The following is a 692-nucleotide window of genomic DNA, read 5'->3' on the forward strand; positions in this document are numbered from 1 at the left end:
CACGTGGCCCGCATGTCATCGACCCATGCCAGCCCGGCCTGGTAGACGGACAGGTCCGCGTCGGACAGGCGCCCGGCGGCCACGGCGGCGGCCAGGTTGATCTGCGCGGTCTCGGGCAGAACGTCGAGGATGCGGCGGCGGCAGGCGGCCTTGACGGCCGTCTCGCGCAGCGCAGCCTCGCGCGCCGTGACCTCGGCCGCGGTCAGCTCGGTGATCGGCGGCGGGGTATCGTCCTCTGTCGCGGCGTCCCGGAAACGCAGCATGATGAAATGCCCCGCGGGGATGTCCGAGGGCATCCCGGCAGGATCGCAAACGCGCAGGTGCAGCGCCCCGTCATGCCGGTAGAGGTCAGCGACCCGCGCGACCGGCGCGCCGTTTTCATCCTGCGGGCAGCGCACGCGCCAGCCCGTCGCGGCCAGCGGCGGCGTGCCGGTGAGGACGTAATGCCCCGTGTCCGCGTGCCGCAGCCCCGCGCCGACCGGCTTGACCGGCTCCTCAAGGTGCGCGGCATGGACGCGCAACACCGGGGACGCCTCGAGCAGGAAGCCCGAGCCGTCGACCGTGGTGTTGGCCGTGCCCCAGAGCCTGTTGTCGGGACTCCATGTCGCCCCGCTGTCGATGCTTTCGCGCACGACCGGCGTGGCGTCGGTATCAATGAAAATGCGCGCGGTCATGTAATTGTAGGAATTCGA

1 protein-coding gene is annotated in these 692 nt (G+C 71.0%); it reads right to left on the minus strand.

The genetic code is table 11. The annotated features are described in order from the left end of the window. The coding region (locus tag ACH107_RS33310; protein ID WP_412509856.1) for a hypothetical protein at positions 1-692 on the minus strand (692 nt) is incomplete at both ends.

Source organism: Roseovarius halophilus (ex Wu et al. 2025), assembly GCF_047086965.1.